General features: G+C 68.5%; 15 protein-coding genes. 3 read left to right on the top strand and 12 right to left on the bottom strand.

Annotated elements, in window-relative coordinates:
- Window positions 1-8: 8 nt before the first annotated feature.
- The 3 genes from JOF37_RS05535 to JOF37_RS05525 are packed head-to-tail and all read right to left on the bottom strand — an operon-like array spanning window position 9 to window position 2,572.
- Window positions 9-983 (bottom strand): M23 family metallopeptidase, encoded by a 975-nt coding sequence (locus JOF37_RS05535; protein WP_210005868.1) that lies wholly within the window; start codon window positions 981-983, stop codon window positions 9-11.
- Window position 984: 1 nt separating this feature from the next.
- Window positions 985-1,725, bottom strand: coding sequence for an ABC transporter ATP-binding protein (locus JOF37_RS05530; protein ID WP_210005867.1), 741 nt, complete (start codon window positions 1,723-1,725; stop codon window positions 985-987).
- A complete protein-coding gene (locus tag JOF37_RS05525) occupies window positions 1,709-2,572 on the bottom strand; it encodes an ABC transporter permease (RefSeq protein WP_210005865.1) in 864 nt (287 codons plus the stop codon). Before JOF37_RS05525 ends, JOF37_RS05530 begins: the two co-directional genes overlap by 17 nt.
- Before the next feature lie 156 nt (window positions 2,573-2,728).
- Between JOF37_RS05525 and JOF37_RS05520 the strand changes: the two genes are divergently transcribed.
- The gene (locus JOF37_RS05520) at window positions 2,729-5,521 is read left to right on the top strand and encodes a LasA N-terminal domain-containing protein (protein WP_210005863.1); all 2,793 of its coding nucleotides are present in this window, start codon (window positions 2,729-2,731) and stop codon (window positions 5,519-5,521) included.
- Window positions 5,522-5,568: 47 nt separating this feature from the next.
- On the opposite strand, the gene JOF37_RS05515 is transcribed toward JOF37_RS05520, so the two are convergent.
- The 4 genes from JOF37_RS05515 to JOF37_RS05500 are packed head-to-tail and all read right to left on the bottom strand — an operon-like array spanning window position 5,569 to window position 9,877.
- Window positions 5,569-6,990, bottom strand: coding sequence for a sugar nucleotide-binding protein (locus JOF37_RS05515; RefSeq protein ID WP_210005861.1), 1,422 nt, complete (start codon window positions 6,988-6,990; stop codon window positions 5,569-5,571).
- A 4-nt stretch (window positions 6,991-6,994) separates the two neighbouring features.
- Complete coding sequence (gene rfbB / locus JOF37_RS05510; RefSeq protein WP_210005858.1) at window positions 6,995-7,993, bottom strand: dTDP-glucose 4,6-dehydratase; 999 nt, start codon at window positions 7,991-7,993, stop codon at window positions 6,995-6,997.
- Entirely contained in the window at window positions 7,993-8,862 is an 870-nt protein-coding gene (gene rfbA / locus JOF37_RS05505; RefSeq protein WP_210005856.1) for a glucose-1-phosphate thymidylyltransferase RfbA, read from the bottom strand. Before rfbA ends, rfbB begins: the two co-directional genes overlap by 1 nt.
- 43 nt (window positions 8,863-8,905) lie before the next feature.
- A complete protein-coding gene (locus JOF37_RS05500; protein WP_210005854.1) occupies window positions 8,906-9,877 on the bottom strand; it encodes a glycosyltransferase family 2 protein in 972 nt (323 codons plus the stop codon).
- Between the two features lie 82 nt (window positions 9,878-9,959).
- Between JOF37_RS05500 and JOF37_RS05495 the strand changes: the two genes are divergently transcribed.
- Complete coding sequence (locus tag JOF37_RS05495; RefSeq protein WP_210005853.1) at window positions 9,960-10,955, top strand: glycosyltransferase; 996 nt, start codon at window positions 9,960-9,962, stop codon at window positions 10,953-10,955.
- A 1-nt stretch (window position 10,956) separates the two neighbouring features.
- Here the strand turns inward: JOF37_RS05495 and JOF37_RS05490 are convergent, their stop codons facing one another.
- Genes JOF37_RS05490 through JOF37_RS05470 form a run of 5 tightly spaced genes read right to left on the bottom strand, consistent with a single transcriptional unit; the run spans window position 10,957 to window position 17,651 of the window.
- Window positions 10,957-12,189: an MATE family efflux transporter gene (locus tag JOF37_RS05490; protein ID WP_210005850.1), complete on the bottom strand. Its 1,233-nt coding sequence runs from the start codon at window positions 12,187-12,189 to the stop codon at window positions 10,957-10,959.
- Window positions 12,186-13,325 carry a glycosyltransferase family 4 protein gene (locus JOF37_RS05485; protein WP_210005848.1) on the bottom strand — a complete coding sequence of 380 codons (1,140 nt, stop codon included), beginning with the start codon at window positions 13,323-13,325 and terminating at the stop codon, window positions 12,186-12,188. The genes JOF37_RS05490 and JOF37_RS05485 overlap by 4 nt, the downstream gene beginning before the upstream one ends.
- A complete protein-coding gene (locus JOF37_RS05480; protein WP_271174818.1) occupies window positions 13,322-14,518 on the bottom strand; it encodes a glycosyltransferase family 2 protein in 1,197 nt (398 codons plus the stop codon). Before JOF37_RS05480 ends, JOF37_RS05485 begins: the two co-directional genes overlap by 4 nt.
- A gap of 11 nt (window positions 14,519-14,529) precedes the next feature.
- On the bottom strand, window positions 14,530-15,723 hold the full coding sequence (locus JOF37_RS05475; RefSeq protein WP_210005846.1) for a glycosyltransferase family 4 protein: 1,194 nt from the start codon (window positions 15,721-15,723) through the stop codon (window positions 14,530-14,532).
- Window positions 15,723-17,651, bottom strand: coding sequence for a DUF6541 family protein (locus JOF37_RS05470; RefSeq protein ID WP_210005844.1), 1,929 nt, complete (start codon window positions 17,649-17,651; stop codon window positions 15,723-15,725). The genes JOF37_RS05475 and JOF37_RS05470 overlap by 1 nt, the downstream gene beginning before the upstream one ends.
- A 139-nt stretch (window positions 17,652-17,790) precedes the next feature.
- Between JOF37_RS05470 and glf the strand changes: the two genes are divergently transcribed.
- On the top strand, window positions 17,791-18,927 hold the full coding sequence (gene glf, locus JOF37_RS05465; protein WP_210005840.1) for a UDP-galactopyranose mutase: 1,137 nt from the start codon (window positions 17,791-17,793) through the stop codon (window positions 18,925-18,927).
- The last annotated feature ends 1 nt before the right edge of the window (window position 18,928 follow it).

Genomic DNA, 18,928 nt, shown 5'->3' with positions numbered 1-18,928 from the left:
GGTAGGACCTAGGGTCGGTTGTTCAGCGCCGCCAGGATCGCTCGCGTGTTCTGCTGCGCTTCGCGCGCCCACGACCACATGCCACCGACGACCATCTGACCCGCGGATACGTCGAACACGCGTCCGACGGTGAGATCCACCATGTTCCGCGGGACGCCGAAGGAGTCCAGCTGCTTCAGGAAATCGGCCGACCCGAGAGAGATCCACTCGTCGTTCGACGCCACGATGTTGCGGGTGAGGTCAGCCGGCCCCGAGTCCGAGAAGTGCTTGATGAACCCCGGGGACACGAGGAAGAGGTGCTTGTTGTCGACGCGGAAGGGATAGGCCATGTCATCCTCGTAGTTTGTCGGTGTCGGTTCCGGGATCGTCCCGCCGGGCGTCGGGGCGTCTGCGACGAGCCACACCGGGTTCCAGACAACCCCGGTCCGATGCGGCCCGGAGAATATCGCCAGATGCAGGTGCCCGCTCAGCGGTTCCTTCGGTCGCACGTCGCCCGTCCAGCCCGTGCGGCCGAGCGGCGTCCATCTGCTGATGGGCTGCCCCACCCTCACCGCAATGCTCCCGCGCTCGAGATGCAGGTACTCGGATCTCACGCCCGCGGCGTGCTGAACAACGACGAACACGCCACGTCCGACCTCGCCGTCGTCGCCGATCTGGCTCACGGTGCCGTTCGCGACGGCCAGCACGCGCGTGCCCACCCGGGGCACGGTGAAGAAGTCGACGCCGATATGCCCGCTGTAGGTGGGGCCGGGATAGCCGTCGACGCCGAGCCTGCGGTCGGCCGGGCTGTCGAACGGGTACCCCCAGGTGATGGGGAGGGCATCGTGTTCGGCCTGCGATCGCAGCTGATAGGTGAAGGCTCGAGCGCTCGACGCGGAGCCGACGACGATCGCCCCGGCGGCGACCGAGCCCAGGATCAGCGAACGTCGGGAGAGAAGGGGCTCAGCCGCGCCTCGCCCCTCCTCGCCCGCCGTCGGATCCATGTCAGGCCCTCATGCGCTCGACTGCGAGATCGCTTCGACCGTCGAATGCCACCTTGCCGTCGCGCAGCAGGATTCCGCGTTCGCACAGTTGCGAAACCATGTCCAGGTCGTGAGAAACGACGACCAGCGTCTTTCCCGCGGCGTGGAGCTCGCGGATCCGCTGCAGGCATTTCTGCTGGAACGGCTCGTCGCCCACCGAGAGGATCTCGTCGATGAGAAGGATGTCGACCTCGGTGTGGATCGCGACCGAGAAGGCGAGCCGAAGGAACATGCCGGACGAGTAGTGCTTGACCTCGGTGTCGATGAACCGCTCGATCTCACTGAACGCGACGATGTCGTCGTAGCGCTCCTCGGTCTCGCGCCGGCTCATCCCGAGGATCGCAGCGTTCAGGAAGATGTTCTCGCGGCCGGAGAGGTCGGGGTGGAAACCCGCGCCCACCTCGATGAGCCCGGCTATGCGGCCACGGGTCAGGACCTCGCCGGAGTCAGGACGCAGCACGCCGGAGATCATCTTCAGAACTGTGGACTTGCCCGAACCGTTGAAGCCGAGAAGCGCCACCGCGTCGCCGGGCGCGATGTCGAAGCTCACGCCGTCGAGCGCGTGGAAGTCCGTGGTGAGGGGTTTGCGCCGCACGGCGGCGAGGAACGTCTCCTTGATCGAGTGCGTGTGGCGCAGTCGGAAGTCCTTATGGACGTCCACAAGGCGGATGCGGGGCGCGACGGCCTCAGAGGTCCTGGGCAAAGCGACCCTCCAGGGAGCGGAACACGGTCTGACCGATGATGAGGAAGACCATCGACATAACGGCGGCGATGCCGCTGAACAACCACATGTCCGGCATGATCCGACCGCCGGCCGGATCGAGGGGGAACCAGATGCCGTAGTGGAAGAGCTCCACCGCGGCGGTCACGGGGTTGAGGCGGTAGAGCACGAAGAGCCAGTCGGGAACCTTCTCGGCCACCATTTCCCACTGGTACATCACGGGCGAAGCCCAGACCGCGAACATCGTGATGATCTCGACGAAGCTCTGAGCGTCGCGGAACGTGACGTTGACGGCCCCGAACAGCAGCCCCAGGCCGGTGGCGAGCGCGGCGATCAACGCGATCGCCAGCAGGAGAGCGAGGACCTGCAGCACCGACGGCGCCCACCCGAAGACGAGCGCGATGACGACCAGCACGGCGATCTGGGGAAGGATGTTCACCGCCGCGATGAGCATGCTCGAAACAGGGAACATCTCGCGCGGCAGGTAGATCTTCTTGATGAGCGCAGCGTTGTCGACGAGCGACCGTGTGCCGTTCGTGAACGCTTCGTTGAAGAACGTGACGATCGTGATGCCGGAGAGCAGATAGAGCGGGAAATACTCGACCCGCGCGTTCATCCCCAGGAAGACGCCGATGGCGAGGTAGAAGACAGCGAACTGGACCAGCGGTTTGACGTAGGACCAGACCCATCCGAGCGCGGAGCCGCGGTAGCGGATCTGCACCTCTTTCCTCACGATCAGGGAGAGGAGGTACCGGCGACGGAAGACGTCGGCCAGTCCGAATCCGCGCCCCGGGGGCAGCAGCGGTTCGGTGGTGGTAGCAGCGGTCATCGACTTCTCTCGGGTGATGGTGCGGCGAAGCGCCCGAGCCATCCTAATCTGACGCCCCCGGCAAGCAGCGCTTAGCGGCCAGGGACTCGCCGCGTCGCTCCGCGCGAGGATGCTGCGGACTCGCTGAGATTCTGATTTGCGTACAGACTATGTGACGTGACTTCGAGCAGACTCCGCTTCCTCCTCTCGCGCGTCGGGGCGTTCGTGGCTACCGTCGCCGTCGCGGTCTCCCTCGGCGTCGCTGTTCCGACCGTCGCGAGCGCGGCCGGCCGCGAGACCACCCTGACGCAGGCGGGAGCCGCGACCGGTGTCGAGGCCGGCATCGTTCCGATGTCGCTCGCGGGCTTCACGCCCGGCAACATCATCGACGATGCGGTCTTCTTCAACGCGGGCTCCATGACGGAAGCGGACATCCAGCGCTTCCTCGAGGAGCGCGGTCGCCCGTGCGAGCCGGGCGCGATCTGCTTGCGCGATTACCACGACACGTCTCGGACGACTGCGGCCGATGCGATGTGCGGCGCGTACCAGGGCGCCGCCAACGAGCGTGCGTCGCGCATCATCTACAAGGTCGCCCAGGCGTGCGGCATCAACCCGCGCGTGCTCATCGTGACGTTGCAGAAGGAGCAGGGCCTCGTCACGCACTCGTCGCCGAGCGCAGCCCGCTACCGCATCGCGATGGGCCAGGGGTGCCCGGACACCGCCGCGTGCGACGCGCGCTACTACGGCTTCTTCAATCAGGTCTTCGGCGCCGCCTGGCAGCTGAAGCGATACGCGAACCCGCCCGGGACCAGCCAGTACTTCACCTGGTACGCGCCGGGCAAGACGTGGAACGTGCGCTACAACCCGGATGCGAACTGCGGCTCGTCTCCGGTGTACATCGCGAACCAGGCCACGGCGAACCTGTACTACTACACGCCCTACCAGCCGAACGCCGCAGCCCTCGCGGCCGGTTACGGCGAAGGGGACGCATGTTCGGCCTACGGGAACCGCAACTTCTACAACTACTTCACCGACTGGTTCGGCTCGACGCGGTCGTCTCCTGACCCGGTCGGGAGCTTCGACTCGGTCGAGGCGGAGGTCGGCGGTGTGCGCGTACGGGGCTGGGCTGCCGATCCCGACACGTCGTCGTCGATCGATGTGAAGGTCACGATCGGCTCCGAGACCTTCACGGTCCGCGCCGACGGCATCCGAGACGACGTTCGCGCCGTCTACCCGCACCTGCAGCGCAACACCGGGTTCGACGCGAAGCTCCCGGTGCCGCCGGGGGGTGCCACGACGGTCTGCATCTCGGTGCCCAACGCCGCCGGCGCGGGGTCCACGAAGAACCTCGGGTGCCGCACGTACACGCCGCGTACCGGCCCTCCCGTGGGCTACCTCGACGACGTGCGAGCCGTGGAGGGCGGCGCGACCGTGACGGGGTGGGCGGTCGATCCCGACACGCTGGACCCGGTGGTGATGCACGTCTACGCCGACGGCAAGTTCGTGCGCGAAGCACGAGCCAACATCAACCGGCCCGACCTCAGCGGCTCGCTCTTCGCCCACAGCCTCGACCGGGGGTACGACATCACCGTGCCGCTCGCGGCGGGTGAGCGGCGGATCTGCGTCTACGGCATCAACGTCCCCGTCGGGGACAACGCGGGCTTCGGGTGCCGCACCGTCACGGTGGCGCCGGTCTCCGAACGAGGGCGCGCGCCGATCGGCCACTTCGACGAGGTGACGGTCAAGGACCGGGTCGTGACCGCGACCGGCTGGGCCATCGACCCCGACACCACGGCCGCCATCGACGTCGAGATGACGATCAACGGACAGGTCGTCGGCGGGCGCGCGAATGTCGCGCGTTCCGATATCGGCGAGGCCTATCCCATCTACGGGCCGAACCACGGGTTCCGCCTCTCGGCGACGGTTCCGTACGGCACCTACGAGGTGTGCGTCCGCGCCATCGACAGCGCCACGAAGAAGGCGACGACGCTGACGCGCTGCCGGACGGCTGAGGTCCTCCGCATCCCCACCGCCCCGCCGGTCGGAAGCTTCGACCTGGCCGAGGGCGAGGTCGGTGGTGTCCGCGTTCGCGGCTGGGCAGCCGACCCCGACACGCAAAGCCCCATCGAGGTGCGCTTCACGATCGGGTCGCAGACGACGACCGTGATCGCCGATGATGAGCGTCCCGACGTGCGCCAGGCCTACTCGTGGGCGGGGCCGCGCACTGGATTCGACGTGAAGCTCCCCGCGCCGCCCGGAGGCGCAGCGACGGTGTGCGCAACGGCCGTCAATGATGCAGGGCTCGGCGACGACACCTTCCTCGGGTGCCGTTCCTGGCCCCCGAGGAGCGGCCCGCCGGTCGGACACCTGGACTCCGTGGCCATGTCCTCGGGCAAGGTGCGCGTCACGGGTTGGGCTGTCGATCCCGACACGCTCGCCCCGGTGACCATGCACCTGTACGTCGACGGTGCGCATGTCTCCACCGTCTCCGCGGATCGCAGCCGGCCTGACCTGAAGGACCACCTGTTCGCGCACGACACGAACCGCGGGTTCGACGCGCTCCTGTCGGTCGATTCCGGCCGCCACCGGGTCTGCGCGTACGGCATCAACGTCCCCGCGGGTGATAACCCGCTGCTCGGCTGCCGCGACATCGTGGTTCCGGGAGCCAATGGTCACCTGGACGGTGTGGAGGCCACGGCGCGCGGCATCAGCGTGCGGGGCTGGGCCTTCGATCCCGAAGCGCCCCGGACCGCGATCTCGGTTCAGGTCGAGGTGGCCGGTCGCACGACCGTGCTCACCGCGAACCAGCAGCGCGCCGATGTTGCCGCGGTGTATCCGGTGGCGGGTGAGTCGCACGGATTCTCGGGAACCGTCGACGCAGCGCGCGGGACGCAGAGAGTATGCGTCTCGGCGTTGACCGCCACGGGCGTCAAGACCCCGCTCGGCTGCCGCTCGGTCACTGTGCCCTGAGCGGCTCCCTCGGCTCGCCGCGATGTGGTCTCGGCGAGCCGACGGGGTCAGCGAGCGTCGAGGTAACGGGAGAGCGCGGCCGACATCTCCGACGCCTCCCAGCCCGTCCGTCCGATCTTCGCGAGGTCGAGCACGCTGTTGCGGGGGCGGGGCGAGACCGGTGCGGTCGCTTCCCCGAAGTAGGCCTCGGTGCTCACGCCCGTCACCCGAGCGTCGTCGTGGCCGGTCGCGCGAAACACCTCTCGAGCGATATCGAACCAGCTCGCGGGCGTCCCGGCGGATGTCAGGTTGTACACGCCGTACGGTGCCGCCGTCTCGAGCAGATGACGGATGCCGCGGGCTATGTCGTCCGTGAACGTGAGGCGTCCGACCTGATCGTCGACGACCTTCGGATCGATGCCCCGCTCGGCGAGCGACGCCATCGTGCGCACGAAGTTGTTGCCCTCGCCGATGACCCAGCTGGTGCGGATGATGTAGTGCCGGGGCGCGACCGAGACGAGGGCGTCACCGGCGGCCTTCGTCTGCCCGTACACGCCGAGCGGTGACACGGGTTCGTCCTCGGCGTAGGCCCCGTCCTTCGCGCCGTCGAAGACGTAGTCGCTCGAGACGTGCACGAGGGTGATGCCGTGGGCCGCCGCGACGCCGGCGAGGGCCGCCACCGCCGTCACATTGGCTTCCCAGGCCGCCGTGCGGCCCTCGGGGGTCTCGGCGACGTCCACCTTGGTGTAGGCGGCGGCATTGATGATGGTGCCGTAGTCGCGCCAGCGACGTGCCGATGCGAGGTCGGGCGCCGTGAGGTCGAGCTCGTCGCGGCCGGCGTACTCGATCCACGGCTGGTCGCCGAACTCGGCGCGCAGGGCCCGACCGAGCTGTCCGTTCGCCCCGGTGACGAGGACGCGCTTCGGCGGCATGGGGACGACATCGGCCAGCCGGGGGTGGTTCTTGTCCTTCGCGCTGATCTCGACCTGCTCGAGCGGGATCGGCCAGGCGATCGCGGCGGTCTCGTCGGCGAGGTTCAGGAACGTGTAGGTCGCGTCGGGGGACCAGTGATCGTTCACGAGGTAGGTGTAGGCCGTGTCGGCCTCGAGCGTCTGGTACGAGTTGCCCACGCCCCGCGGGACGAAGATCGCGCGCGACGGATCGAGCTCGGCGGTGTACACCGCGCCGAACGTCGGCCCCTCGCGCAGATCGACCCACGCTCCGAAGATGCGTCCGGTGGCGACCGAGACGTACTTGTCCCACGGCTCGGCATGGATGCCGCGCGTCGTCCCGACCGCGTCGTTGAACGAGATGTTGTTCTGCACCGGTCCGAAGTCGGGCAGATCGACCCCTGCCGCGGTCATCTTCTCGCGCTGCCAGTTCTCCTTGAACCAGCCGCGCGCATCCCCGTGAACCGGAAGCTCGAGAACGACGAGGCCGGGGATCGGCGTCTCGGTGACGGTCAGCTGCTTGCCGAACTCGATGGTCACCGGCTCACTGTCCCTTCGAGGCGTAGAAGGCCTCGACGCCGTCCTTCGCCGGAGCCCACCAGTCCTCGTTGTCGCGGTACCAGTCGATCGTGGCCCGGAGGCCGGCTTCGAAGTCCTGGTAACGAGGCTCCCAGCCCAGCTCGGTGCGGAGCTTCGTGGAATCGATGGCATAACGCATGTCGTGACCGGGGCGGTCGGTGACGTGGTCGTACGCGTCGGTGGGCTGGCCCGTGATGCTGAGGATGAGCTCGACGACGGTCTTGTTGTCCTTTTCGCCGTCGGCGCCGATGAGGTAGGTCTCGCCGATGACGCCCTTGTCGAGAATCGTCAGGACCGCCGAGGAGTGGTCATCGGCGTGGATCCAGTCGCGCACGTTCTCGCCCTTGCCGTACAGCTTGGGACGGATGCCGCGCAGGACGTTGGTGATCTGGCGCGGGATGAACTTCTCGACGTGCTGGTAGGGGCCGTAGTTGTTCGAGCAGTTGCTGATGGTCGCCTTCACTCCGAACGAGCGGACCCACGCGCGCACCAGCAGGTCCGAGCCCGCCTTGGTGGACGAGTACGGCGAGGAAGGGTTGTACGGCGTGTTCTCGGTGAACCGTGCCGGGTCGTCGAGTTCGAGGTCGCCGTACACCTCGTCGGTGGAGATGTGGTGGAACCGCTTGTCGTGCTTGCGCGCGGCCTCGAGCAGGGTGAAGGTGCCGATCACGTTCGTGTCGAGGAACGGGCGGGGGTCGTGCAGCGAGTTGTCGTTGTGCGACTCTGCGGCGAAGTGCACGACCGCGTCGACCTGTCCGAACAGCTCGTCGACCAGAGCCGCGTCCGCGATGTCGCCCTCGACGAGACGGACCCGGTCTTCGGGAAGCCCCGCGAGAGATGCGGCGTTGCCCGCATAGGTCAGCTTGTCGAGCACGACGACCGAGTGATCGGTGTGCGCGATGACGTGGTGGACGAAATTCGAACCGATGAACCCGGCGCCGCCGGTCACGAGAAGCGTTCCCATCAGCGTCCCCTCTCCAGAATCTCCAACAGATACGTCCCGTAGCCGGACTTCACCAGCTTGCCCGCCCGCTCGCGCAGTTCGTCGTCGGTGAGGAACCCCTGCCGCCAGGCCACCTCTTCGGGCACACCGATCCGCAGACCGGTGCGTCGCTCCATCGTGCGCACGTAGTCGGCCGCATCCGTCATCTGGTCGAACGTTCCCGTGTCGAGCCAGGCGGTGCCGCGGGGGAGGACCTCCACCTGCAGCTTCCCGCGTTCAAGATAGGCGCTGTTGATGTCGGTGATCTCGTACTCACCGCGCGGCGAGGGAGCGAGGCCTCGGGCGATGTCGATCACGTCGTTGTCGTAGAAGTACAGGCCGGGCACGGCGTAGTTGCTCTTGGGCTCCGCCGGCTTCTCCTCGAGCGAGACGGCGCGTCCGGTCTCGTCGAACTCGACCACACCGTATGCGGAGGGCTCCGCCACCCAGTACGCGAACACCGCACCGCCGTCGACGTCCGCGTAGCGCTTGAGCTGCGACCCCAGACCAGGACCGTAGAGCAGGTTGTCGCCCAGCACGAGGGCGACCTTGTCGTCGCCGATGAAATCCGCACCGATCGTGAACGCCTGCGCCAGCCCGTCGGGCGAGGGCTGCTGCGCGAACGTCAACGAGATGCCGAACTGCGACCCGTCGCCGAGCAGCCGCTCGAAGAACGGCGCGTCATGCGGCGTCGTGATGACGAGGATGTCTTGGATCCCGGCGAGCATCAGCGTCGACAACGGGTAGTAGACCATCGGCTTGTCGTAGACCGGGATGAGCTGCTTCGAGACGCCCAAGGTGATCGGATGCAGCCGCGTGCCGGAGCCGCCGGCGAGGATGATGCCCTTCACTCGTCAATCGTGACACACCGAGACGGGCCCTCGTGGCCGTTTCTCAACGACCGCCGTCGTGCCAGTACCTCGCGGATCGCATGCGCAGCGCCTTGAGCGTGCCGATCCCGGTGTCGATGCCGTCCTGCGGCATCCGTCGACGCGTCACGCCTCGGGCTTTGCGCCACCCGTCCCACCGTCCGCGCAGCGAGGCGACATCGCCGAAGCGCACGAGTCGCAGCACGGTGACCACGGCCTCGGTGACGAGCGCATGCGCGGCCGCGCGGCTGCGCAGGATGCCGTAGGCGTGCAGGATGTAGCCCCGGCCGAAGCCGGAGAGATAGCGCTGTCGCCGAGAGCCCTTGCCCGCGGAGGCGCCACCGAGGTGTGTTCCCACGACGCGGGCCAGCCCGATCGCTCCCCAGCCGGCGGCTCGCAGTCGGAGGGCGAGCTCGAGCTCCTCGCCGTACATGAAGATGTTCTCGTCCAGGAGGCCGGCCTCGTCCAGTGCGGAACGACGGTAGGCGGCGGCCGCGCCGTACGGGCCGAGCACGACGGGCGAGGACGCATCCACGATGTCGAGGCTCGCACCGTGATACCGGACGTATCCGGCGGCGCTGGGATCGGCGACGATGCCGAAGGAATCGACGAGCCCGTCGGGGCGCAACAGGATGGGGGACACGCTTCCGACATCGTCCGGGCAGTCCGCGAAGGCTCCGCGGATCGACGCCGCGAAGTCGGGCTCGGCCTCGACGTCGCTGTTGAGAAGAACGACGATGGGTGCCGAGCCGGCACGGATCCCGACGTTGCACGAGGCGGCGAAGCCGCGATTGTCCTCGTTGCGGATGAGCGTCACCTCGGGGAAGGATGCTGCCACCCGATCGGCCGTGTCATCGGGTGACTTGTCGTCCACCACGATGACCCGAACGCCGTCGCCCTGCGATCGAAGCGACTGGAGGCACTGCGAGACGTAGGCCCATCCACCGTGAACCGGCACGACCACATCGATCGCGGTGTCGTCGTTCGGAGCTTCCATGGGATCCCATCTGATCGCGAATGGCCTGCAGCGCCGGTAGAGTGGTCGCGGCGCTCGTCAGCGAGGCTAGCGCAACGCTCTGATGGACTCTTCCGAATCGACCTCCCCCGCCGCAGCGGTGGGCTATGTGGTGCTGGCGGCGTACAAGCCGGACGAGACCCTCTTCCGCAGACAGATCGAGTCGATCCGGAACCAGACCTACCGGCGGTTCCGCTGTCTCATCGTCGCCGACGGGCAGCCCGACGACGTCCGGCGCCTGCTGCAGTCCTGCGTCGGCGACGACGACCGATTCGAGGTCATCGGTTTCGAGCACCGCGTCGGCTTCTATCGGAACTTCGAGCGGGGTCTGGCGGCCGTGCCTTCCTCCGCCCCCTGGGTTGCGCTCAGTGATCAGGACGACGCCTGGTTCCCCGAGAAGCTCCAGCTCCTGCTGCCGTCGCTCGAGAGCGTGGCTCTCGTCAGCGGGCAGGCGCGCGTCGTGCGGCATCCGTCCGGCGAGATCGTCGCGGAGTCGACCGGGCGCCGCGAAGTCGCGGTCGATGTCCTTCCCTTCGAGAACCAGTACTCGGGGGCCCTGTGCCTGTTCCGGGGGACTCTGCTCGACGTCGCCCTTCCGTTCCCCGCCCACGATCACCCGTCGCAGGTGCATGACCACTGGCTGGCGATGTGCGCGGCGTTGAGCGACGGTGCTCGCGTGACCGAGGACGTGGTCCAGGACTACGTCCAGCACGACGCGAACGTCCTGGGCGAGTCGGCGGGTGGCCGCTGGAACTGGGTGGCCGCGCTGCGTCGCCGCGTCGCCGAGGCGAACGCGGACAGCGAGCGATCCGCCCTCGGGTCCTTCCGGGCGTCCCTGTTCGGGGTGAGCGCCGGATGGGCTGAGGTCATGGTCGACACGGCGGACGCGCGCATCCGCAATGAGCGGTCTGCGCGGCTCGCCGCCCTCTACGGCAGCGATCGCCGACGGCTGCCGGCGATCGTCCACGCGCTGCGTCGAGGCCTGTCCGGCGCCGCGTCGGTGCGCAACGCCGTGGTCTACGCCGTCGGCGCCGCCGTCGCGCCGCGACGACGTCGCTGAGCTATTCCGCTCGTCCCTCGCGATGCCGCGCGCGGACCTCCCGGGCCGCCGTGGTGCCGACGATCGCCAGGACGACCACTTCTGACAGGGCGAGACCCCACACGATCGTCGTCGCACCCCCGAGCAGGCCGCACACCGTCATCGCCGGAAGACCCACGCCCGCAGACAGGACGGTCGCGACGAGGACCGTGCGGCTCCGGTCCGCGGGGACCAGGACATTGCGGATGAGCGGTGTCGTCAGCGAGATGATCAGGAAGGTCACCCCGTAGGCGGGGAAGAGGGCGGGGCTCGGAGCCACTTCGGCGCCGAGCAGCCAGGTCGCGACGGCCGGTCCGGCGATCACGAGCACGAGGAGCCCGATGATCCCGACACCCAGGTGGGCCAGCAGAGCGATGGCGTGACGGCGCGCGCGGTCCTCCTGCCAGGAGGCCTCGAGCACCCACTTCTGGAGGGTGTTGCCCATCACGAGGATGGCCGTGAGCCCGATGCGGTAGAACTTGTCGGCCGAGGTGAGCTCCGCGGCGGCCTGAGTTCCGACGAGGCCCTGCGCGAGGGGGACGGGCGCCGTCGTGTAGCTGCCGCCGATCCCGTCGGCGCTCGCGATCGACAGGTTGCGCCGGAAGCTCGCCCGGACGTCCCGAGGCCGGAACGGAGGAAGCACCCGCTTGTAGAGATGCAGGTTCAATGCGACCAAGCCGCCCGCGGTCCCGACGATCAGCATCAGCGGGAAGGCGATGAGAGCCCCCGTGAGCTGCATGACGACAGCGCTCGCTGCGGTGAAGACCGCGATGGGGATGGCCTCGTACTGCACGACCAGGCGCGCACGGCCGGTCCCGACCGCGTACCAGGCCATGCCGAGTCCGGAGAGCCCGGTGGCGAGGACGACCAGAGCCGCCACAGCCGTGAAGCCCGGCTCCACCAGGATGCCGGCGAGGGTCGCGAGAACCGCCCCGACGACGCCGAAGACGATCAGTCGCGACCAGAAACTGTTCGCGTAGATCTCGCGGCGTGCGGCATCGTCGCTCGCGAGCGCCACACGCGCGCCGCCGGCGACGTTCCAGCCGTAGCTGCAGATCATCGCGCAGAGGCTGCCGAGAGCCTGCCCGGTTCCGACGGCCGCCCACCCCGCGGGCCCTTCGATGCGCGAAGCGACCGGAAGCACCAGCAGCGGTACGACGGCGACCACCATGGGAGCGGCACCGAAGCCGAACAACCGCCCGAGCAGCACTCTCACGGGCGCGTGTTCCGGGCAGCGACGAGATGGCCGGCCGTGGCTTCGGCGGCGGCATCCCACGAGAAGGATGCCGCCCACTCCCGGCGCGCGCGTCGCGTCGCCTCGTCGTCGTCGCGGGGGAGTTCCCGTCCGATCGCCTCGCCGAAGCGGAGGGGGTCGGTGGCATCGGCGTACGACGCCACCGACCCGCCGACCTCGCGGAGGACCGCTACGTCGTTGGCGAGCACCGGAGTGCCGCGCCTAAGCGCGTCGAGGACCGGAAGTCCGAACCCCTCATCGAGCGACGGGCAGACGTAGAGCCGCGCGGCCGCGTACAGGCGCTCGAGCGTGTCCTCGCTCACCCAGCCCGGCAGCACGACATCACGCGACAGTCCGAGATGCGCCGCCTCTGCCGCGAGGGGATCGGGTTCCGACCCTCCCGGGATCACGAGAACCGGGCGTTCCGCTGCCGAAATGGTCGCGAGGGCCCGCAGCAGACCCGGCAGGTTCTTGTGCGGCATCCGGTTGCCGACGCTGAGGATCATCGGTCGTGAAGCGTCGTACCCGAGCTCGCGTCCGAGGTCGGCGGCGCGGGCGTCTCTGACAGCCGGGGGCGTCGCGACGCCGTTGTGCACGACGCCGATGCGCTCGGCGTCGATCCCGAGGCGGCGCCCGATGTCGGCGGCTGCGGCGTGGGAGACGGTGATGACCCGGTCAGCGGTCCGCGCGGCGCGGGCGCTCAGTTGCGCGGTGGCCCAGCGCATGGCCCGTTCGACGCCTACGGTGCCGGCGCTGTCGTGGTAGATCACGTCATGGAGCGTGACGGCACGCGCGACGGGGCCCGGGCGGAGCGGCCCGAAGTTCGCGGGGGACCAGATCAGGTCTGCGCCGTGGCGACGCGCCGCCGGGATGACGCTCGTCGCGGCGGCGACGGCCCATTCGCGCGGAGTGCCGGAGTTGCGCGCCTGCACGAACACATCGCCCGGGAAGAGCCCGCCCACCAGGTCCGCCCCGACGCGATTCGTGAGAGCCACGAAGGAGCTGCCGGGCAGGTGCTCGGGAAGTCGCGGGAGGAGAGCCCGGACGTACGTCTCGGTGCCGCCCCTGTTCCCGGTCACGCCGAGCAGATCGACGAGGACCCGGCGCGGCGCGCTCACGCTTCGATGACCGATTCGGGCTTCTGCTCGCGACGGGGCGTCGTCAGCACACCCGAGAAGAAGCTCATCATGATCGTCTGGAAACCGAGCACGATTCCGAGCGAGCTCGGCACCGCGACGCGCACGACTTCTGCGGCGTCCTGCGGGCCGAAGTCCATACCGCCCCAACGCACGAGCTGCAGGACGCCGATGAGCACCCCGATGCCGAACAGGCCCAGGCCGATCAACAGTCCGCGTTCGGCTGTCCACTTGGCCACGATCGATCGGTACCGCTCACTCGCCGGCAGGAAGCCCTCTTGAGTCGCGAACAGCTTCGTGAGCCAGAAGAAGAGGAGTGACTGGTAGCCGATCACGCACAATGCCGCGGCGTAGACCATCGTCGTGACATCGAAACCGATGCCGCCGATCTGCACGCCACCGAAGGCGAGCGTGCCGACGGCGATCGCGCCGAGCAGGAAGGCGAACAGGCCCGGGTACACGAAGAGCCAACGGGGTGCGAACAGCAGCAGGAAGCGCAGGTGGCGCCAGCCGTCGTGCCAGCTGCGCAGGTGCGGCGGACGGGAACGGCCGTCCTTCTTCAAGGTGGTCGGCACCTCGTCGATGCGGTACCGCGCGAGCGACGCCTTCACGACCATCTCGGATGCGAACTCCATGCCGGTCGTCTGCAGGTCGAGCTCATCGATGCGCGCCCGGTTGAAACCCCGCAGGCCGCAGTGGAAATCCCGCACGTTGGGGCGGAAGAACAGCTGACCGATGAAAGACAGCACCGGGTTGCCGAGGTATTTGTGCAGAGGCGGCATCGCGCCCGGCTCGATCCCACCGGCGAAGCGGTTGCCCATGACCAGGTCGGATCCGTCGCGAAGCTTCTCGACGAAGGGGTCGAGAGAGGTGAAGTCGTAGCTGTCGTCGGCGTCACCCATGATGACGTAGCGACCGCGCGCGGCCTCGATCCCGTTGATCAGCGCAGCTCCGTAACCGCGGCGCGGCGCTGCGGAGACACGTGCCCCCAATCGCTGCGCGATCTCCTGCGAACCGTCGGTGCTGCCGTTGTCCGAGATCAGAACCTCGCCCTCGACCCCCGACCGTTCGAGGTAGCCCTGCGCCTTCTCGATGCAGGTCGCGAGCGTCTCGGCCTCGTTGAGGCAGGGCATCAGGATGGTGAGCTCGAGCGTTCGCCCGTCAGTGCTGTTCACGGTGGGTTTCCTCAGGATCGTTTGCGCCCGGCGGAGCGCTCATCCAGCGCATCCGCCAGCTGCTGGACAGTTCTCCGGATGGTTCGCGTGCGAATCGCCTCGGAGTACCACTCACGAGTTCGACGACGCAGCGCCTCGCCTTCGGCGACCGCGGCCGCGATGGCCGACCCCAGCGGGCCGGGTTCCACACTAGCCGCAATGAACCCGTTCACATTGGTCTGGACGAGCTCCGTGGAGGCGTTGCCCTCGTCGGCGACGAGGACCGTCGGCGTCCCGAACGCGGCCGCCTCGACGACGACGAGGCCGTATCCCTCGCGTCGAGACGGATTCACCACGGCGCTCGCGCGGGCCATGAGATCCCGCAGCTCGCTCTCGCTGACGAAGCCGGGCATCGACGTCCAATCCCAGCCGTCGACCGCCGTTACCGCCTCCTCGATCGCCCCGGTGCTCGCGCCGCGGCCGGTGATCACCAGGCGCAGAGACGGGTAGCGCTCGCGCACCGCGGCGACGGCAGCGGGCAGCGCCTCGACCCGCTTGTCGGGAATATGGCGGCCTGCATACAGGACGAAGGCCTCGTCCGGCGAGGACGGGGATGCCGCGTTTTCGGACTCCGCCACCGCTGCATCGCCGTCGATCAGCCCCGGGCTGAGCAGGATCTGCCCGCGGAAGCCTTCCTTGCGAAGACGGTTCGACGTGAGGGCGGAGTGAGCCGTCGCGAGGGGGGTGAGGGCGATCGCGGCGCGCTGCAGCGCCCACGCGACGTTGCCGGTGAGCCGACCGGCGTAGTCGACCCACTGGTGCCGCCCCCACACCTCGAGATAGTCCGCCGCCACCGTGGTCCGCGATCCGACCAGCGCGAGGCGCGCCGCGAACACGTTGAGGACGGGGAGTGCGCTGACGACGACCGCGTCGTAGCGGTTCCGTCTCGTCAGCAGGGCGCGGAACACGCGCCAGGCGAATCGGAGAGCCGACGACGAGCGACGGACGCCCTCGTCGTCGTAGAGGTCGAGTCCACCCCCGAGCGGAACCACCGAGAAGATCGCCGAAGGCGGCTCTTCCTCCGGCCACTGACGGACGGTGAGGTAGTCCACTTCCCGCCCGAGGTCGACGAATGCCTCCGCGAACCCCCGGTACTGCCGTTCCCCGCCGCCGGTCGTGTAGGGGAACAGGCAGTCGTAGACGACCGCGATGCGATCAGCCGTCATCAGCAGCCCTCGATCCGGAAGAGGCGGGCGTCGGGCCCGGTCTCCTCGACGAGCACCAGGCGATCGCCGGGCTCGAGGTTGTTGAGCCCCTCGTGCTCGGTGCCGGCGCCGGGGTTATCGAACACGTTGCGATCCCCGAAGTCGAGCACGTACTCCGCGCCGACCCGGTTCACGGCTTCGCACACCGCGGGGTCGTCGTCGATGTCCGCCAGGTTGCTCCCGAGGAGGGCCTCCTCGGGAGTGCGGATGCCGTACGCATGCTTCTCGAGCACCTCGCGGCCGGCCAGGGCGTATGCCAGAGAGGCACCCGTCCAGGGGTTGGCCACGATCACGGCATCCTCGTCGACCAACTCGGGAAGGCGGTTCAGCAGCTCCTGTTCGTCACTGTCGAGCAGACGGCTCTCCGGGGTCGAAAGGTAGTTGCCTCGCGCCATCTCGGCGGCATGGGTCACATTGGGACCCCAGGCGACGCTGAAGACGATGGCGGCCAGGGCCAGAGCGCCGACGTACCGGACCGCTGCCGGCCACCGCCGGCGAGCGATCCCGCGCGCGAGCGACTCGGCGATCGCGGCCGCCCCGAGCGACGCGACGGGAATGGTCGCAGCGGGAAGCAGCGCAGCGAGACGGTAGGGGTCGTTGTACCAGGGGTTAGTGAGGAACTCGCGAAGCGGGTTGTCGACGTTGACGCCGGCTGCGGCGACGAAGAGGACGACAGCCGCGGCGAACGGGAGCACGACGTCGACATTCGCCGGGCGTCGTGCGACGACGACCAGCCCGCTGATGATCAGCGCGCAGACGAGGATCGTGACGGGGTACTGACGCGGCGCGCCGCTGAGGGCCTCGCCGAGTGCCTGACCCGCGGTCTGCCACGGACCCCAGCGCGACATCTCCTCGTTCGTGCGCGAGAACAGCCACAGGCCCACGCCGGCGACGATGAGGGCCACGACCCCCGCCGACGCCGTCACACGGACGCGCCGGCTCGCCGTTCGTACCGCCGCGACGATCCAGCGGCGCCCCGCGATCACGGCGAAGAAGGCCACCAGCGCGAGCAGCGCGTTGGGATGACACAGCGCGATGCCGCCGGCCAGCGCCACGGCCAGAAGCCCGCGGCGCACCCGTTCGGCCGGTGCGATCCGTGCCTCGATGGCGAAGATCGCTGCGGCCACGCCCGCCGGCAGTGCCGCGTAGGCGATCGTGTTCGGGTACAGCACCCCGAAGTCCAGGATGAGGAGGGGGAAGGCCCCGAACCCGGTCGCGAGGGCCGCCGTCGCCACGAGCGCGGCGATGCGGGGGCCGAGGAGTGCCCATGTCAAGGCGAGGCACGAGGCCGGCCAGACGATGGCCCCGATCGCGATGTTCGCGACGGCGACGGCGGCGGGAACCGAGATGCCGGTCATGGTGGCCACGAGGGCCGTGAAGGCGTGCCACCCGTTCGGGTAGAACGGGATGTCGGATGTCTGCCCGATGTGCAGAGCGGATGCGTTGGACGTATCGATCGCGAAGGCCACCGTGTTGAGGTGGACGATGGCGTCGAACGTCTGGGAGATGTTCTGCGGGCTGCCGAACACGGTGGCCAGTCGCCACCCGAGCAGAGCCGCCGCCACGAGCGCGGCCGCGATGACGATGAGCAGGGCCGGAGGGGTCCAGCGCTCGGGGGCAGCGTCCGGTGAGCGGCGCCCGATGAGATAAGCCGCGACCGCGGCGAGGACGGTGAGGCCCAGGACCGGGATCGGCGACCAACCCAGACCGATGACCGGCGCGGCCACGGCGGCGACGGCGATGATGGCGATCGAGACGGCCGGAGCCAGGAAGTAGAGGCCGGGTCGGCGCCACCGCCAACCGGCGAACACCACGGCGGCTCCTGGGATCGTCGCGAGACAGGCCGCCACGATGAGGGCGGGCGCCATGTCGATCCAGGTGTCACCCATCAGCCATCGGTTCCTCTCATTGACGACGAGTCATCGTAACGGACGCTCCTTCGGCGCCGACTGAGCGCTGGCGAGGCGTCCAGGGGGAGCCGGATAGAATGTGCTCACGCCAACTCGCCTAGAGGAAGACGGTCTTTGTATGGATCTGCTCGTTGTCGGCTCCGGTTTCTTCGGTCTCACGATCGCCGAGCGCGCCGCCGCCGCCGGACGCCGGGTCACGGTCATCGACCGCCGCCACCACATCGGCGGTAACGCCTACACCGAGAACGAGCCGACCACCGGCATCGAGGTCCACAAGTACGGCGCGCACCTCTTCCACACCTCGAATGCGACCGTGTGGGAGTACGTCAACCGGTTCACGGCCTTCACGGATTACGTCCACCGCGTCTACACCACGCACAAGGGCGTCGTGTACCCGCTGCCGATCAATCTCGGCACGATCAACCAGTTCTTCCAGGCCGCCTACACGCCCGGCGAAGCACGCGATCTCATCCACGAGCTCGCGGGGGAGTTCGACCCGAAGAGCGCCCAGAACCTCGAGGAGCGCGCGATCGGCCTCATCGGCCGTCCGCTCTACGAGGCGTTCATCCGCGACTACACCGCGAAGCAGTGGCAGACCGACCCCAAGGAGCTGCCGGCGGAGATCATCTCGCGGCTCCCGGTTCGGTACACCTACGACAACCGGTACTTCAACGACACGTGGGAGGGTCTGCCGGTGGACGGCTACACCGCGTGGCTGGAGCGGATGGCGGACCACCCGAACATCGAGGTGCAGCTGAACACCGATTTCTTCGACGAGTCGCAGCCGCTGAACAAGGCGGCGACGGTCGGCCAGGTTCCGATCGTCTACACCGGGCCCGTCGATCGCTACTTCGACTACACCGCGGGCGAGCTGTCGTGGCGCACGCTCGACTTCGAGCAGGACGTGCTCGACATCCCCGATTTCCAGGGCACGAGCGTCATGAACTACGCCGACGCCGACGTGCCGTACACGCGCATCCACGAGTTCAAGCACTTCCACCCCGAACGCGCGGACCGCTATCCCACGGACAAGACCGTCATCGTCCGGGAGTACTCCCGCTTCGCGACGCGCGAGGATGAGCCCTACTACCCCGTCAACACGGCCGAGGACCGCAGCGGACTGCTGGCCTACCGCGACCTCGCCAAGGGCGAGCAGGACGTCCACTTCGGCGGTCGTCTCGGCACGTACCAGTACCTCGACATGCACATGGCGATCGGCTCCGCGCTGTCCATGTGGAACAACCAGCTCGCGTAAG

The organism is Microbacterium imperiale (genome assembly GCF_017876655.1).
GTDB classification, from domain to species: domain Bacteria; phylum Actinomycetota; class Actinomycetes; order Actinomycetales; family Microbacteriaceae; genus Microbacterium; species Microbacterium imperiale.
This window is presented reverse-complemented; position numbering and strand designations above follow the sequence as displayed.

Coding starts and splice junctions, on each gene's coding strand:
- JOF37_RS05535 (WP_210005868.1), bottom strand. CDS start 983: ATGGATCCGACGGCGGGCGAGGAGGGGCGAGGCGCGGCTGAGCCCCTT.
- glf (WP_210005840.1), top strand. CDS start 17,791: ATGGATCTGCTCGTTGTCGGCTCCGGTTTCTTCGGTCTCACGATCGCC.
- JOF37_RS05470 (WP_210005844.1), bottom strand. CDS start 17,651: ATGGGTGACACCTGGATCGACATGGCGCCCGCCCTCATCGTGGCGGCC.
- JOF37_RS05475 (WP_210005846.1), bottom strand. CDS start 15,723: ATGACGGCTGATCGCATCGCGGTCGTCTACGACTGCCTGTTCCCCTAC.
- JOF37_RS05525 (WP_210005865.1), bottom strand. CDS start 2,572: ATGACCGCTGCTACCACCACCGAACCGCTGCTGCCCCCGGGGCGCGGA.
- JOF37_RS05500 (WP_210005854.1), bottom strand. CDS start 9,877: ATGGAAGCTCCGAACGACGACACCGCGATCGATGTGGTCGTGCCGGTT.
- rfbB (WP_210005858.1), bottom strand. CDS start 7,993: ATGGGAACGCTTCTCGTGACCGGCGGCGCCGGGTTCATCGGTTCGAAT.
- JOF37_RS05495 (WP_210005853.1), top strand. CDS start 9,960: ATGGACTCTTCCGAATCGACCTCCCCCGCCGCAGCGGTGGGCTATGTG.